At 65.3% G+C, this 15,309-nt stretch carries 15 protein-coding genes; 10 read left to right on the top strand and 5 right to left on the bottom strand.

Annotation, left to right across the window (positions count from 1 at the left end; all coding sequences use genetic code 11):
* The 6 genes from rnr (at position 1) to NLR35_RS05735 (ending at position 7,183) form a co-directional block, all read left to right on the top strand.
* Complete coding sequence (rnr, locus tag NLR35_RS05760) at positions 1-2,370, top strand: ribonuclease R (protein ID WP_257165586.1); 2,370 nt, start codon at positions 1-3, stop codon at positions 2,368-2,370.
* Positions 2,367-2,810, top strand: coding sequence for a DUF983 domain-containing protein (locus NLR35_RS05755; RefSeq protein WP_257165585.1), 444 nt, complete (start codon positions 2,367-2,369; stop codon positions 2,808-2,810). The genes rnr and NLR35_RS05755 overlap by 4 nt, the downstream gene beginning before the upstream one ends.
* Before the next feature lie 40 nt (positions 2,811-2,850).
* The gene (locus tag NLR35_RS05750) at positions 2,851-3,609 is read left to right on the top strand and encodes an NUDIX domain-containing protein (RefSeq protein ID WP_257165584.1); all 759 of its coding nucleotides are present in this window, start codon (positions 2,851-2,853) and stop codon (positions 3,607-3,609) included.
* A gap of 363 nt (positions 3,610-3,972) precedes the next feature.
* Entirely contained in the window at positions 3,973-5,298 is a 1,326-nt protein-coding gene (locus NLR35_RS05745; protein ID WP_257165583.1) for an LLM class flavin-dependent oxidoreductase, read from the top strand.
* A 129-nt stretch (positions 5,299-5,427) separates the two neighbouring features.
* Positions 5,428-5,595: a 50S ribosomal protein L33 gene (rpmG, locus tag NLR35_RS05740; RefSeq protein WP_006611239.1), complete on the top strand. Its 168-nt coding sequence runs from the start codon at positions 5,428-5,430 to the stop codon at positions 5,593-5,595.
* Positions 5,596-5,830: 235 nt separating this feature from the next.
* Entirely contained in the window at positions 5,831-7,183 is a 1,353-nt protein-coding gene (locus tag NLR35_RS05735; protein ID WP_257165582.1) for a globin-coupled sensor protein, read from the top strand.
* A 14-nt stretch (positions 7,184-7,197) separates the two neighbouring features.
* On the opposite strand, the gene NLR35_RS05730 is transcribed toward NLR35_RS05735, so the two are convergent.
* Positions 7,198-7,428: a hypothetical protein gene (locus NLR35_RS05730; protein ID WP_257165581.1), complete on the bottom strand. Its 231-nt coding sequence runs from the start codon at positions 7,426-7,428 to the stop codon at positions 7,198-7,200.
* 143 nt (positions 7,429-7,571) lie between these two features.
* Between NLR35_RS05730 and NLR35_RS05725 the strand changes: the two genes are divergently transcribed.
* Positions 7,572-7,859: a hypothetical protein gene (locus NLR35_RS05725; RefSeq protein WP_257165580.1), complete on the top strand. Its 288-nt coding sequence runs from the start codon at positions 7,572-7,574 to the stop codon at positions 7,857-7,859.
* 343 nt (positions 7,860-8,202) lie between these two features.
* Here the strand turns inward: NLR35_RS05725 and NLR35_RS05720 are convergent, their stop codons facing one another.
* Both NLR35_RS05720 and NLR35_RS05715 read right to left on the bottom strand, forming a co-directional pair.
* Positions 8,203-8,586, bottom strand: coding sequence for a DUF1127 domain-containing protein (locus NLR35_RS05720; RefSeq protein ID WP_257165579.1), 384 nt, complete (start codon positions 8,584-8,586; stop codon positions 8,203-8,205).
* A 501-nt stretch (positions 8,587-9,087) separates the two neighbouring features.
* On the bottom strand, positions 9,088-9,576 hold the full coding sequence (locus NLR35_RS05715) for a DUF1127 domain-containing protein (protein ID WP_257165578.1): 489 nt from the start codon (positions 9,574-9,576) through the stop codon (positions 9,088-9,090).
* Positions 9,577-9,923: 347 nt separating this feature from the next.
* Here NLR35_RS05715 and NLR35_RS05710 point away from each other — a divergent pair, with 347 nt between their 5' ends.
* A complete protein-coding gene (locus NLR35_RS05710; protein ID WP_257165577.1) occupies positions 9,924-10,304 on the top strand; it encodes a DUF6869 domain-containing protein in 381 nt (126 codons plus the stop codon).
* A gap of 1,380 nt (positions 10,305-11,684) precedes the next feature.
* On the opposite strand, the gene NLR35_RS05705 is transcribed toward NLR35_RS05710, so the two are convergent.
* Together NLR35_RS05705 and NLR35_RS05700 are read right to left on the bottom strand one after the other, a co-directional pair.
* Positions 11,685-13,106: a PleD family two-component system response regulator gene (locus NLR35_RS05705; protein WP_257165576.1), complete on the bottom strand. Its 1,422-nt coding sequence runs from the start codon at positions 13,104-13,106 to the stop codon at positions 11,685-11,687.
* A 12-nt stretch (positions 13,107-13,118) separates the two neighbouring features.
* Positions 13,119-13,484: a response regulator gene (locus NLR35_RS05700; protein WP_006611250.1), complete on the bottom strand. Its 366-nt coding sequence runs from the start codon at positions 13,482-13,484 to the stop codon at positions 13,119-13,121.
* 218 nt (positions 13,485-13,702) lie between these two features.
* Here NLR35_RS05700 and NLR35_RS05695 point away from each other — a divergent pair, with 218 nt between their 5' ends.
* Together NLR35_RS05695 and NLR35_RS05690 are read left to right on the top strand one after the other, a co-directional pair.
* Positions 13,703-14,002 carry a DUF3572 domain-containing protein gene (locus NLR35_RS05695; RefSeq protein WP_257165575.1) on the top strand — a complete coding sequence of 100 codons (300 nt, stop codon included), beginning with the start codon at positions 13,703-13,705 and terminating at the stop codon, positions 14,000-14,002.
* The gene (locus tag NLR35_RS05690; RefSeq protein ID WP_257165574.1) at positions 13,999-15,306 is read left to right on the top strand and encodes a DNA polymerase IV; all 1,308 of its coding nucleotides are present in this window, start codon (positions 13,999-14,001) and stop codon (positions 15,304-15,306) included. Before NLR35_RS05695 ends, NLR35_RS05690 begins: the two co-directional genes overlap by 4 nt.
* Positions 15,307-15,309 lie beyond the last annotated feature (3 nt).

Here is a 15,309-nt window from a genome sequence, read left to right as displayed (position 1 = left end):
ATGATCAAAAAGCGCGACATCGGCTTCCCTCCGCGGGAGGCCATCGTCGCCTTCATCCGCGCCAATCCGGGCAAGGTTGGCACCAAGGATATCGCCCGCGAGTTCGGCCTGAAGAACGCCGATCGCGCAGCACTGAAAGAGCTGCTGCGCGAGCTCGTCGCCGACGGCACCGTCAAGAAGAGCGGCCGCAAAAAGATCGTCGAGCCCGCGACATTGCCCGCCACGCTGGTCGCCGACATCACCGGCCGTGACAGCGATGGCGAGCTGATCGCCAAGCCTGCCGAATGGGACGAGGCCGAGCAGTCCGAGCCGCCGCGCATCCGCATCTACGCATCTCGCCTCGCCAAGCCAGGTGCCACCGCCGGCGTCGGCGATCGCGCTTTGCTCCGCGTCGAACCGATCAACGATGCCGACGGGATCGCCTATCGCGGCCGCGTGCTGAAGGTGCTCGACCAGGCGCGCAACCGCGTGCTCGGAATCTTCAAGAGCAACCCCAACGGCAACGGCGGGCGCCTGATCCCGGTCGACAAGAAGCAGGCCGGACGCGAGCTGTCGATTGCCCCTGGCGATACGAAAGATGCCAAGGATGGCGATCTCATCAGCGTCGACCTGTTGCGCGGGCGCGGCTACGGCCTGCCGTCGGGCCGCGTGAAGGAGCGCTACGGCTCGGTCGCGACCGAGAAGGCGATCAGCCTGATCGCGATCCACGCCCACGAGATCCCTATGGACTTCTCGGCTGCGGCCGTTGCGGAAGCCGAGGCGGCGCAGCCGGCGACGTTGAAGGGGCGCGAGGATTGGCGCGAGCTGCCGCTGGTCACGATCGATCCGCCCGACGCCAAGGACCACGACGACGCCGTCCACGCCGAACCGGATCTCGATCCGAGCAATGCCGGCGGCTTCATCCTCCACGTCGCGATCGCCGACGTCGCCTACTACGTGCGGCCCGGCTCGGCGCTCGATCGCGACGCGCTGATCCGCGGCAACTCGGTGTACTTCCCCGACCGCGTCGTGCCGATGCTGCCCGAGCGCATCTCCAACAATCTGTGCTCGCTGGTGCCGGGCGAAGCGCGCGGTGCGCTCGCCGTGCGCATGGTGATGGGCGCCGACGGCCGCAAGCGCTCGCACTCCTTCCACCGCGTGCTGATGCGCTCGGCCGCAAAGCTCTCCTACGCGCAGGCGCAGGCCGCCATCGACGGCAAGCCTGATGACGTGACGGGTCCCCTGCTCGAGCCGATCCTCAAGCCGCTCTATGCAGCCTATGAGGTCGCCAAGCGCGGCCGCGATGCGCGCGATCCGCTCGACCTCGACATTCCCGAGCGCAAGATCCTGCTCAAGAAGGACGGCACCGTCGACCGCGTCGTCGTGCCGGAACGCCTCGACGCGCACAAGCTGATCGAGGAGTTCATGATCTCGGCCAACGTCGCCGCGGCCGAGCTGCTGGAGAAGAAGGCGCTGCCGCTGATCTACCGCGTGCACGACGAGCCGACGGTGGAGAAGGTGCATGCGCTGCAGGAATTCCTGAAGACGCTCGATGTGCCCTTCGCCAAATCGGGCGCGCTGCGGCCATCGCTGTTCAACCGCGTGCTGACGCTCGTGGCCGGGCAGGACTACGAGCAGCTCGTCAACGAGGTCGTGCTGCGCTCGCAGGCGCAGGCCGAGTACTCCACGGACAATTACGGGCATTTCGGCCTGAACCTGCGCCGCTACGCGCATTTCACCTCGCCGATCCGCCGCTATGCCGACCTTGTCGTGCATCGCGGCCTGCTGCGCGCATTGGGTCTCGGCGACGGCGCCCTGCCCGACAGCGAGACGCCGGATCATCTGGCCGAGGTCGCAGCCCAGATCTCGGTCACCGAGCGCCGCGCGATGAAGGCCGAGCGCGAGACCGCCGACCGGCTGATCGCGCACCACCTCGCCGACCGCATCGGCGCCACCTTCCAGGGTCGCATCTCCGGCGTCACCCGCGCGGGTCTCTTCATCAAGCTCGATGATACCGGCGCCGACGGCCTGGTGCCGATCCGAACCCTCGGCACGGAATATTTCGACTATGACGAGACCCGCCACGCGCTGATCGGCCAGCGCAGCGGTGCCATGCACCGGCTGGGGGACGTCGTCGACGTGCGTCTGGTAGAAGCTCAACCGGTGGCCGGCGCACTGCGCTTCGAGCTGCTGACGCAGGCCGACGTGCTGGTGTCGCGGCATCCGCGCGGCGCGGGACCGAAGCGCAAGAATACCGTCGGGACGAGAGCCAAGCGGACCAAGCCCGAACCTCGTCCAAAGCATAAAGACAAGAGCCGTAAGAAAAGCCAAAAGGCAGGGGCAAAACGCAAGCCCGGCACATCGAAGAAAGGCAGATCATGGACGCCATGAGTTCAACGCCCCGCGCATTGCCACAAACCTGGACCCGCGACACCGGTCTCGCCGAGAAGCGCGACGTGTGGACGGCGATGAAGCGCGGCCTGCGCGGCCGCTGCCCACGTTGCGGCGAGGGCAAGCTGTTCCGCGCCTTCCTCAAGGTCGCGGACAACTGTGACCGCTGCGGCCAGGATTTCTCGGGTCATCGCGCCGACGACCTGCCGGCCTATCTCGTCATCGTCATCGTCGGCCACATCATCGTGCCGCTGGTGCTGTCGATCGAGACCAACTACGCGCCGCCGGTGGCCCTGCAGCTCGCGGTCTATCTGCCGGTGACCTTGATTGCCTCACTCGCCTTGATCCAGCCCGTCAAGGGCGCCGTCGTCGGGCTGCAATGGGCGTTCCGCATGCACGGCTTCGACGACAACCCGGTGGAAGGCATTCCCCCGGTTTGAGCGACGGGACGATCAACAAACAAGAAAAGGCGGGGAGGATATGAGCGAGACGGCACCGGCGACGAGCGCACCGGCGGGCAAGCCCGCCGAGAAGGAAGCGGATCACCACCCCTACACCAAGCCAAGGGATGCGGCGACGCTGATCCTGGTCGACCGCAGCGGCACGGTGCCGAAGGTGCTGGTCGGCAAGCGCCACGACAAGGTCGTGTTCATGCCGGGCAAGTTCGTCTTCCCCGGCGGCCGCGTCGACAAGACCGATCACCGCATTCCGGTCGCCGCCCCCATGGCGGCCGAGCTCGAAGCCAATTTGTTCAAGGGCAAGCCGCAGACCACGGCCTCGCGCGCGAAATCGCTGGCCGTCGCCGCGATCCGCGAGGCCTGCGAGGAGACCGGCCTGTGCTTGGGCCGCAAGGTCGACGGCCCTGCCCCGAAGCTGGACGGACCATGGGCGCCGTTCGCTGAAGCGGGCCTCCTGCCCGATCCCTCCGGCCTGTTCCTGATCGCCCGCGCCATCACTCCGCCCGGCCGCATCAAGCGTTTCGACACCCGCTTCTTCACGGCCGATGCATCGGCCATCACCCACCGCGTCGACGGCGTCATTCACGCCGATGCGGAGCTGGTCGAGCTGGTCTGGGTCGAGCTCGGCTCCAAGCCGCTGGCCGATTTGCACCCGATGACGAAGAACGTCCTCCACGAACTCGACAAGCGCTTGGCCACCGGCCCGCTGCGCCACGACGCGCCAGTGCCGTTCTTCCACTTCTACGGCGGCAAGATGCAGAAGGACGTGCTGGGCGGCTAGCATCAAGGCGAGGATGTCATTCGCTTCTCGCGAATGATCGCGGTCAGCTCCACCACACTCAGAATGAGATAGGCGGTCGCGCCACACCAAAAGTGTCGTCCCGGCGAACGCCGGGACCCATACCGCGGAATCTGTCTTAGGCCCGGATGATGGAGACCGTGCCTCACATAGGCTTCACGGAGTATGGGTCCCGGCTCAAGGCCGGGACGACACTGTTGTTTGGGTCGCTTGCTCGGCCCTCTCTGGAATGAGCGTGCTACGCGCGGCCCCAAAAACGAAATCGTGTTCTGCGGCGGGTTGCTGACGCGCGCCCGCGAAGTTCCTATCTCCTCAAAGACAGCAACCATCGCGGACTTCCCCCTCATGGCCCCTCGTCAACTCAAGCTCGGCGCGTTCATGCGCCCGGTCTCGATCCACACCGGCGCGTGGCGCTATCCCGGCGCCTGGCCGGACGCGAATTTCAACTTCGGGCATCTCAAGCAGTTGATCCGCAAGCTGGAGGCCGGGAAGTTCGACGCCTTCTTCATGGCCGATCATCTGGCCGTGCTGAATATGCCGATCGATGCGCTGAAGCGCAGCCACACCGTGACCTCGTTCGAGCCGTTCACGCTGCTGTCGGCTCTGTCGGCGGTCACCGAGAACATCGGCCTGATCGCGACGGGATCGACCACGTTCGACGAGCCCTATCACGTCGCCCGGCGTTTCGCCTCGCTCGACCATATCTCGGGCGGCCGTGCGGGCTGGAACATCGTCACGACCTCCAACCCTGATGCGGCGCTGAATTTCGGCCTCGACGATCACATGGAGCATGCCGAGCGCTACAAGCGCGCCCGCGAGTTCTACGACGTCGTCACCGGCCTGTGGGATTCCTTCGCCGACGATGCCTTCGTGCGCGACGTTGAGAGCGGGCTGTTCTTCGATCCCGGAAAGATGCACGTGCTCGACCACAAGGGCAAATATCTCAAGGTCCGCGGGCCGCTGAACATCGCCCGCCCCGTGCAGGGCTGGCCGGTCATCGTGCAGGCCGGCGCCTCCGAGGACGGCAAGCAGCTCGCGGCCGAGACGGCGGAAGCGGTGTTCACCGGCGGCGGCAGCCTTTCGGACGGCCAGAAGCTCTATGCCGACATCAAGGGCCGCATGGACAAGATCGGCCGCAATCCGGAGCATCTGAAGATCCTGCCCGGCGCCTTTGTCGTGGTCGGCGACAGCGTCGAGGAAGCCAAGGAGAAGCGCGCGCTCCTCGACAGCCGGGTGCATTACGACAGCGCCATCGCCTCGCTCTCGGTCATCCTCGGTACCGATGCCTCCGGCTTCGATCCCGACGGCCCGCTGCCGGAGATCCCCGAGACCAACGCCTCCAAGAGCGGCCGCCAGCGCCTGGTCGACGTCGCCGCCCGCGACAAGCTCACGGTGCGGCAGCTGGCGCAGCGGGTCGGCGGCTATGGCGGGCTCGCCTTCGTCGGCACCGCAAAGACCATCGCCGACCAGATGCAGGACTGGCTGGAAAGCCGCGGCTCCGACGGCTTCAACATCATGTTCCCGTTCCTGCCCGCGGGCCTCGACGATGTCGTCGACAAGGTGATTCCCGAGCTGCAGCGCCGCGGGATCTTCCGGACGGAGTATGAAGGCCCCACCTTGCGCGAAAATCTCGGCCTGCCCAGGCCGAAAAACCGCTTCTTCCCGGCCTAGAACCTGAGAATCTGCCCCGGATCTGGCCCGGCAACCTTGACTTTGAGGGCTGGCTGGGTAGGTTGCCGGCCAACGGCGCCCCCTCTTTGGCCGGTGCCCACCCCCGATCCCATTGCAGAGGTTCAAGACATGGCCAAAGCGGTCACCATCAAGGTCAAGCTCGTGTCGTCGGCCGACACCGGCTTCTATTACGTCGCCAAGAAGAATTCGCGCACCATGACCGACAAGATGGTCAAGAAGAAGTACGACCCGGTCGCGCGCAAGCACGTCGAATTCCGCGAAGCCAAGATCAAGTAAGATCGCGGGACTGCTTTCGACTTCAACGGGGCCGTTTCGGCCCCGTTTTTTATTGCGCCTGTCTCACGCCCCATCGGCCGTGCCGGCGTGACGCGCCGGTAATATTCGCCGGTCGGTTAAATTGAGGTTCCGGCCGTAAGGAACCATCAACCAAACCCATGCAAATTTGGGGCAGATAAGCGCCCGCATGTCGGCGGCGGCTTCCTCATGTTCACCCAGCTTACCGGGCCCCGCGATGACCGACCCTCAGACCCTGCAGTCCCGTCTCGACTTCATCGGCATCGACAACGCGACCCGCGAGCACTTGCGCGAGCTGCGGCCGCTGATCGGCAAGGTGCTGCCCGGCCTGCTCGACCAGTTCTACGCCCATGTCGGCAAGGTCCCCTCGCTCGCCAAGATGTTCTCCAGCCAGGCCGCCATGCGGCACGCCCACAAGGCCCAGCTCGACCATTGGATGTCGCTGGCATCAGCCAAGTTCGACGCCGACTATGTGAAATCGGTAACGCGGATCGGCCAGGCCCATAACCGGATGGGGCTGGAGCCGCGCTGGTACATCGCCGGCTATTCGCTGATCGTCACCGGCCTGCAGCGGGCGATCGAGACCGAGCTGCCCGACGGCTGGTTCGCAGGGCAAGCCGCGCGCGAGAAGAAGGCGGCGCTGCAGGCGGCGATCACCAAGGCGGCGATGATCGACATGGACCTCGCGATCTCGGTCTATCTCGACGCCGCCAAGACCGAGCAGCACACGGCCATGCAGCGCATGGCCGACGAGTTCGAATCCACCGTCGGCCAGATCATCAACAAGGTCCATGCCGACGCCCGCACGCTCGAGGTCTCGGCCAACACGCTGAGCAAGACCGCCGAGCAGACCCAGCAGCTGTCGTCCAGCGCCGCCGCCGCCTCCGGCCAGGTCTCGGCCACCGTGCACTCGGTCGCCTCGGCCGCAGGCCAGATGACCTCCTCCGTCCACGAGATCGGCCGCCGCGTCACGGAATCGACCAGCATCGCCAAGGAAGCCGTCCGCCAGATCGAGCAGACCGACGTCGGCATCAGCGAGCTGTCCCGCACCGCCGAGCGCATCGGCGACGTGCTCAAGCTGATCACCTCGATCGCCGCCCAGACCAACCTGCTGGCGCTGAACGCCACCATCGAGGCAGCGCGCGCCGGCGATGCCGGCCGCGGTTTTGCGGTGGTCGCCTCCGAGGTCAAGGCGCTGGCCTCGCAGACCGCCAAGGCGACCGAGGAGATCGGCCAGCAGATCGAGGGCATCCAGAACGCGACGCAGTCGTCGGTGGCCTCGATCAAGCAGATCGGCGGCACCATCCAGCAGATTTCGGAAATCGCAGCCGGCATCGCCGCGGCCGTCGAGCAGCAGGGCGCCGCCACCGGACAGATCTCGCGCAACGTCCAGGAGGTCGCCGGCGGCACGGCGCGCGTCGCTGGCAACATCGGTGACGTCAGCAAGGGCGCCGACGCCACCGGCTCCGCGTCCTCCCAAGTCCTCACGTCAGCGCACTCGCTGTCACGCGAGAGCGATCGGCTGAAGGACGAGCTGGAGAAATTCCTGCGGAAGGTCCGCGCCGCCTGAGCGACGCTTTCGAACTACATGCCGTGGCTCTGGAACACCGCCGAGCAGCGCTTGCTGAGCTTGGCGCGGTTCTGCGTCAGGCAGTTCTGCACACCGAAATCGTCACCGAGCTGAGCGCGGCAGAAGCGCTTGGCGTCCGGCGCGCATGCCTTCTGCTCCTGCGGCGTGCCCATATGGCCCTGCGCCAGGGCGAATGACGGCAGAACGGACAACGAGACGGCAACCGCGAACATCAGCTTTGTCATAAGGGGCTCCTCCTTGGGCGCGGGGACAAACGCGGGTCACGGCGTGCGGTTCCGGCACGATCCGCCTTCCCGAATCATCCGACGACGCTTCGCGACTGGCGGGACGCCTCGACAGTCCCGGCCAGCATCGCTATCTTGGCTCCATGAAGCTCGTCAGCCGCACCATCGAGATCGACCCAGCGACCGATACTCGCTTATCCGAGCTGGCGGCCGAGCGCGGCCAGGATGTTGCGGCCGTTCTGGCCGAAGCGGTCGCGCTGCTCGATTCCATGATCGACATCGCCGGCCCCGATGTCGCCGAAGACCGCAGGCGTCTCGATGCGTTTCATCAGACCCGCCTCGCTGTTCCGCTCGATGACGTGAGGGCCTGGGTCGCGAGTTGGGGATCGGCAGACGAACTGCCGCCGCCCTCCCCGCGCAAGCTCGGATGATCTTTCTTTCCCCCGAGGCCGTGTCAGACCGTGCCCCTCTTAGTAGCTCGTTCCAGCCATAATGCGTGATAGCGCCGCTCGCGCGAGCAGCCAGGCCACGTAGTCGGCGAGCTACAGATCGTGCGATAACACAGCGCCGCGCCCTCGGCCGAGCAGCCGACGATGCCGATATGTTGCGTCACACGTCGCCTCACCCACTCATGGAATCCGGCATGATAACGTGAAAGGCGGCTTGGCGTCAGCCTGATCCGCCTGTCACGACGCGCGTCATCGGCGCGGATCAGCTGCGCTGATCCGCTCTCCTCGGCCGGCACGGGGGCCGAGCCGCGATCCCGGTCCGCAGCTACATCACGCCGCGCGACAGCATGAGATGCGCCGTCTTGTCCTTGAGATTCTCCAGCGCGCGGTGCGCGGCGATGTGCTCGATGTCGGCGCGGCCGAGGCCGATGTCGATCAGCTGCGCCTCGCTCAGGTTGGCCAGATGGATGCGCATCTGCCGCAGCCGGCGGCGCTCCTGAAACGACTGCCACAGGCGCGCGAACAGACCAAGCCGACCTGACGCGCCCGGCGGCGCAGCGGCGTCCTTCTCAGATATGGCGTCGCGCAGTACCGTGATGGATGCCGCTGGGCGCGGCGCGGCTGGCACGTCGCGCGCAGCGTTGGCCGTCGTCGGACGAACGAGATCGAGGTGCGCGATCTCGGCTGTGAGGTGGGTCTGAGGCGGCATCGGTCGCTCCTGCTGTGTGATGCCGGCAGGGAGCGTGGCCCAACAAAAAGGCCCCGTCCGATGCCGGCGGGGCCTGGTGGAATGATCGTGTCGTCGAAATCCTAGCGCACGACTCCTCCCACGGCCCAGCTACGGCGGGTCGGGTTTTTGCGGTTGGAGTGGCGCACGACGTTGATCATGGTTTGCAAGTACCACGAAGATTGCGCCAGATCAAGGCATGTAGTTCCTGCGCTCACGGATGAGCACCCATGCGGGGCTCGTGTTCTGCCGAACTCCGAAAACGACGCCTCCGGCTGAATGTTGTTCAGAAAGAAGCGCCATCTCACCGCCGTCATTGCGAGCGCAGCGACATGTCCGCCATGGCCCGAAGGCTGACGGCGGAAGCAATCCAGAGTCGTGGGCGGGACCCTGGATTGCTGCGCCGACGCTCGCAATGACGTTGTGGCGACCATCTCGCTCTATTGGCCGACCGTCCTCCGCATCGCTACGGCCCGCGACCGACTACATCCCCCTGCGCGAGACCAGATAGAGCGGGTTTTCCCTCAAGCTCTCGAGCGTCTGCAGCGCGGCGATGTGCTCGATCTCGGCACGCGTCATGCCGATGTCGGTGAGCTCGCGTTCACTCAGCCCGGACAGGCTTGCCCGCACGGACTCGCGGCGTTGCCACGCTTGAATGGCGCGCCAGCACCGGCCGATCAGGCGGATGATCAGCCAGGTCGGCGTAGCCGGAGGACCGGCCGCGTCCTTTTCCGACAACACCTCGCGCAACGCCGCGATGGAGGCTTCGGACTGCATCGATGGCTGCACGCTGCCGATCGCGCCCGTCGCTGACGCGAGCGAGAGATCGACATTGAGCCCTGACACGTGCCCGGCGCCGATCGTTGAATGGGTGTGGTGAGGTGGCATGCTACGCTCCTGCTGTTGTGCCGGCAGGGAGCAAGGCCAAACGAAAAGGCCCCGTCCGATGCCGGCGGGGCCTGGTGAGAACATCGCGTCGTCGATCTCCTAGCGCGCGACTCCTTCCATGGCCCGGCCAAGGCCGGTCATGTGATCGAAGTTGACGATGCGGATCGATGTGCTCATGAGAACTGGATACCATCGATGTCGGATAAAATCAAGAGATGTTCCGCATGATGGCACATCTCTGACGGGAGTACTTCGAACTGAAGAGTCGGCAACGTCGCGAGGGCGGATTAGCGCAGCGTCATCCGCCATGTCACGGGCGGACAAGCGGCGGATTATGCTCCGCTAATCCGCCCTACGCTACGCACCTATAGAGCTGCTTGAACGAGCCGCATGAAGTCAAATCTCAGGGCCAGCCCGCTGGAGTGATGCAGATGACCAAGCAGAGCGTCCACGACCTCGCCCAAGCCTGGATCGACTCTCATCGACTGTCACCAAGCGAGGCGAACGGCGGACAACTCATTTCCGCGTGGGACGCGTTGGATGCCCTCGTCCGCGACCAGCCCGAAGCCGCTTGGCCGATCATTCGACAGTTGTGGATGCTCGCCCAATCGGACCGTATGTTAGCCCTGATCGCCGCGGGACCCGTTGAAGACCTGTTGTGCCTCCACGGCCCCGACTTCATCGGCCGGATCGAGCAGCTTGCAAGCCAGGACGCGGTCGTGAGGAAGATGCTCGGTGCCGTCTGGGGACAAAGCCGCATGGCCGACGACGTCTGGCGGAGACTGAAGGCCGCTGCAGGCCCAAGTTTCTAGCGACAACAAGCGCACCCAAGCCGATGGGCATGCTACCGATAAAACCCGGATCCGTAGGACGGGTTCGCGTTAGCGTAATGCGCCGTCCTTGGGCGCGGCAGCAAAGCGGCGGATCGCGCTACGCTGATCCGCCCGACGGACCTGCCCTACGGCACTCCCCGAGTGGCAATGAAGCGATCCTCAATGAAGCCAGCCAACCACGCGGCAACACCTCCCAAAACTCCCATCACTAAGGCGTTGGTTTCGACGCCGAAGGCGTAAAGGATCAGGAGTCCGCACACCATCAGCCCACCAGTTAGAGCACCGATACGAAGCGGCCTCATTGGTTTTTCCCCAGAGATCGCGGGTTGCTTGGAAGCGCATGTGTTAGCACGAGATCGCTGAAGCTCGTAGGCAGATCAACGCCAGCGTGATCCTCCTAAGCCATCCTGGAGCTTCGCGCGACCAGAAGTCAATCCGGCCCTCAGCAGCCTCCGAGATCTCCCTCCTTCGAAACCCCAACTTCTCAAATGATCTCAACATGATCGTCCTTTCCGATCCCCGTATCGCATTTTTACTTTCGTTTTTCCGGAAATCATGCTACACGTCGCCCATCCCACCTCGCCAAGAGGGGCGCATCGCGATCGTCACGAGCGTGAGGTGGGCTGCGGTGGGCGTGTCGGGGTGCAGCGTGGCTTGTCCGCGCGGACGAACATCCTGATGCGCACGGTGAAGCCGTGTGGTCCTGGCCTCCCGATGCTGAGGCCAAGCGGGCGCTGACGAAGCGCGCTCGCGACGGGGGCAAGAACGCCGGTCCCCGGGGAGAGCACGGAGTAAGCCGTAAAGCCATCGCGCAGGGAGGGCCGGATGTCCGGTTCGTACCTGTGGTTCTGCCGCGTGCTTTTTTGCTGCACGCGGACCATGGGTGCGACCAGCACCCGGCCTTCCCTGCGCCCTCTGTTCTCGAAGAGGGTTTTGAATGGCACAGCTCGGGCGCGGAGGCGCGGCGAGGATGAATGAGCTCGCGTCGATGTCTACGACGGTGAATGCCACCCCCATAGTTGTGATCGTTCGCGAAAGCGGACGATCCAGTACGCCGCGGCGCCTCGGTGAACCACGCCGTCGCGGACGTCGGAGCCGGCCTGCTCGTCAGCGCTCGCGGCCGTCCTTCGAGACGCACGTCTGCGGCGTGCTCCTCAGGACGAGGTCGGTGGGCTTGGAGCCGTCTATGAGAGAACTCGGAGAGATCTTGGCGACACTCTCACCCCTCATGCTGAGGAGCGCCGCTTGCGGCGCGTCTCAAAGCACGAGGCCCGGATGAGCGCCATGGCGGACTCAAGGCATTTGAGAGATGCCGGGCCACCTCAGCAGAGGATAGAAAGCGCTGACCCGCCCTGCCCTCTATCGGCCCCTGCCCGCGGCCTGCGGCAGGAAGGGCGGCGCTTGATGCACCGGCGCGATCGCGACCGCCCGGTTGCGGCCTTCGTTCTTGGCGCGGTACAGCGCGACGTCCGCGCGCTTCATGACGTCGGCGATCGGCTCGCCCTTCTGCTCCAGGGTGGAGATGCCGATCGAGACGGTGACCTCGATGCGCTTCTCGCCCTTGTGCACGGCGAACGGCTCGTTGGCGACCGAGCGGCGCAGACGCTCGGCGACCATGCCGGCGACGTGCAGATCGGTCTCGGGCATCACGATGACGAACTCCTCGCCGCCATAGCGGCAGGCGAGATCGATGCCGCGGATCGATTTGCGCACCCGCATCGCGAACTCGCGCAGCACATCGTCGCCGGCATCATGGCCGTAATTGTCGTTGATCGACTTGAAGTAGTCGATGTCGAGCATCATCAGCGCCAGCGGCTTGCCGCGGCTCGCGGCCTGGTCGGCCAGCGTCGAAAGATGCGTCTCCATGTAGCGGCGGTTGTGCAGGCCCGTCAGCGCATCGGTGATCGCCATCTCGATCGAGTTCTGCACGTTGTCGCGCAAATGATCGGTGTAGCGGCGCTTGCGGATCTGGGTGCGGGCGCGCGCCAGGAGTTCGTTCTTGTCGACCGGGCGCAGGAGATAGTCGTTGACGCCGATCTCCAGCCCACGCAGCAGCCGCGAATTGTTCTCGGCTTCCGCAATCGCCAGGATCGGCACGTGGCGCGTGCGCTCCAGCGAGCGCAGCTGGCTGCACAGCCTGAGACCATCGAAATCGTTGAGGTCGAGCGAGACGATGACCAGGTCGTAATTGCCGTCGGCGGCGTTGAACACGGCCTCCGCCGGGTTGGGCTCGACGTCGACCGAATGCTCGGTCGCCAGCATCGGCCCGAGCCGCTCATAGGACGACGGCCGGTCGTCGACCAGCAGGATCCGCCCGCCCCTCCCGGCATCGGCCACCGCATTGCGCTCGGGCGCCTGCACGCCGATTTCCAGCGAGGTCAGCGCGCGCATGCGCAGCTCGTCGGTCATCATCTTCAGCCGGGTCAGCGAGCGCACGCGCGCGATCAGCACGACGTCGGAGACCGGCTTGGTGAGAAAGTCGTCGGCGCCGGCCTCCAGGCCGCGCACGCGGTCGGACGGGCTGTCGAGCGCGGTCACCATCACCACGGGAATGAAATGCGTGGCCGGATTCGACTTCAGCCGGCGGCAGACCTCGAAGCCGTCCATGTCCGGCATCATGACGTCGAGCAGGATGATGTCGCATTCGGCGCGCTGGCAGATCTGCAGCGCCTCGGCGCCGTTCGAAGCGGTCAGCACGTCGAAATATTCAGCCGACAGCCGCGCCTCCAACAGCTTGACGTTGGCGGGGACGTCGTCGACCACAAGGATGCGCGCGGACACTGCAAAAACTCCTCAGCCGATAAAACGTCGCACGGTTTCTATGAATTTTCCGACCGAAATCGGCTTAGAAAGATAGGCTTCGCAGCCACCCTCGCGGATGCGCTCCTCGTCGCCCTTCATGGCAAAAGCCGTCACCGCGACCACCGGGATCGCGCGCAAATCCGGATCGTCCTTGATCCATTTCGTCACTTCCAGCCCCGAGACCTGTGGCAGCTGAATGTCCATCAGGATGAGGTCGGGCCGCGTCTTGCGAACGATGTCGAGCGCCTCCACGCCGCTGGAGGTGCCGGACGTCTGGTATCCGTGGGCCTCCAACAGATCGCGAAAGAGCTTCATGTTGAGCTCATTGTCCTCCACGATCAGGACGGTCTTGCCCATCCGCCCCTCCGAATCACTGACACCGGCATGTCCTCTGGCGGACGCCTGTCCACCGCTACTGATCTAATTCAAACTAGCCCCAGATTCGTTCAAAGCCGTTAAGTCGGTATTCCATCTTTGCCCGAGATGGTTTCCACTTGCTTGAACCGGCTCCGAAGACTCGGGCATGTTGGCCTGCAAAGTAGAGACGACAAGTTAATGGAAAGGCAAATGTCCCGTTGAAAAAGCGTTCTCAAAATCCGCGCGAAGTGGCTGAAATCGTTGCTGTTCAGGCCCTTTCATTCCTGGCCGGGGACCCCGAGCGTATCGGCCGTTTCCTGGCCGAGACCGGGATTGGGCCGGAGACGCTGCGATCCTCGGCGGCCGACCCGAATTTCCTGGTCAGCGTGCTCGATTTCGTGCTGCGCGACGAGGAAACGGTAAAGGCTTTTGCCGCCCACTCCAAGTTACATCCGACCAATATCATGGCAGCGCGGCAGGTATTGGGCGACCGCCAATGGGAGCGTGACGTGCCGTGACCACGCCGGCGCCAGAGGGTACATCGCGCGCGGCAGCCGGGCCGGCCTGCTTCTGCCGCGACTGTCTGGCGGACTTGGCCCCCGCCGTGCGGCGCTGCTCCGCCTGCGGCTCGCCGCGCCTGGTTCGCCACCGCACCCTCCCGGCCCTGACGCTCGCCCATATCGACTGCGACGCCTTCTATGCGACGGTCGAAAAGCGTGACAATCCTGATGTCGCCGACCGCCCGGTCATCATCGGCGGCGGCAAGCGCGGTGTGGTCTCGGCGGCCTGCTACATCGCCCGCACCTATGGCGTGCGCTCGGCGATGCCGATGTTCAAGGCGCTGGAGCTGTGTCCCTCAGCGGTGGTGATTCGCCCCGACATGGCGAAATATGTCAGGGTCGGCCGCGAGGTTCGGCAGGCGATGCTGGCTCTGACGCCGCTGGTCGAGCCACTGTCGATCGACGAGGCGTTCCTCGATCTCGCCGGCACCGAGCGGGTCCATGGCATGATCCCGGCGAAAGTGCTGGCCCGCTTCGCCCGCGATGTCGAGCGCGAGATCGGCATCACCGTCTCGGTCGGGCTGTCCTGCAACAAGTTCCTGGCCAAGATCGCCTCCGATCTCGATAAGCCCCGCGGTTTCGCCGCGCTCGACCAGGACGAAGCGCTGATGATGCTCGCCGACAAGCCGGTCGGCTTCATCTTCGGCGTCGGCCCGGCCACCCAGCAGCGCCTGGCGAGCCACGGTTTTCGTCTGATCGCGGACCTGCAGCGCGCCGACGAGATCGAGCTGATGAAGCAGTTCGGCGGCGAGGGCCGACGGCTGTGGCGGCTGGCGCGCGGCATCGACGACCGCAAGGTGGTGGCCGATCGCGGCGCCAAGACGATCTCGAGCGAGACCACCTTCGATACCGACATCCGCGACTATGCGACCCTGGAAAAGCTGCTGTGGCGGCTGTCCGAGAAGGTCTCGGCGCGACTGAAGGCGAGCCAGCTCGCCGGCTCGACCATCACGCTGAAGCTGAAGACCGCGGATTTCCGCCAGCGCACCCGCTCGCAATCGATCGCCGCCCCTACCCAGCTGGCCGGCAAGATCTTCGCGATCTGCAAGGAGATGCTCGCGCGCGAGACCGATGGGACGGCGTTTCGCCTGATGGGCGCAGGCGTCAGCGCCCTGCGTCCAGGCTCCGAGGCTTCCGACACCGACATGCTCGACCGCCGCTCGGCCTCAGCCGAACGCGCAATGGATGCGCTGCGCAAGAAATTCGGCCAGGCCGCGGTCATCCGCGGCATCGCCTATGACGGCCCGGAGCAGACGGAATGAGGC

Origin of the sequence: Bradyrhizobium sp. SRS-191 (assembly GCF_024586915.1) — a bacterium.
Taxonomy (GTDB): Bacteria; Pseudomonadota; Alphaproteobacteria; order Rhizobiales; family Xanthobacteraceae; genus Bradyrhizobium.
This window is presented reverse-complemented; position numbering and strand designations above follow the sequence as displayed.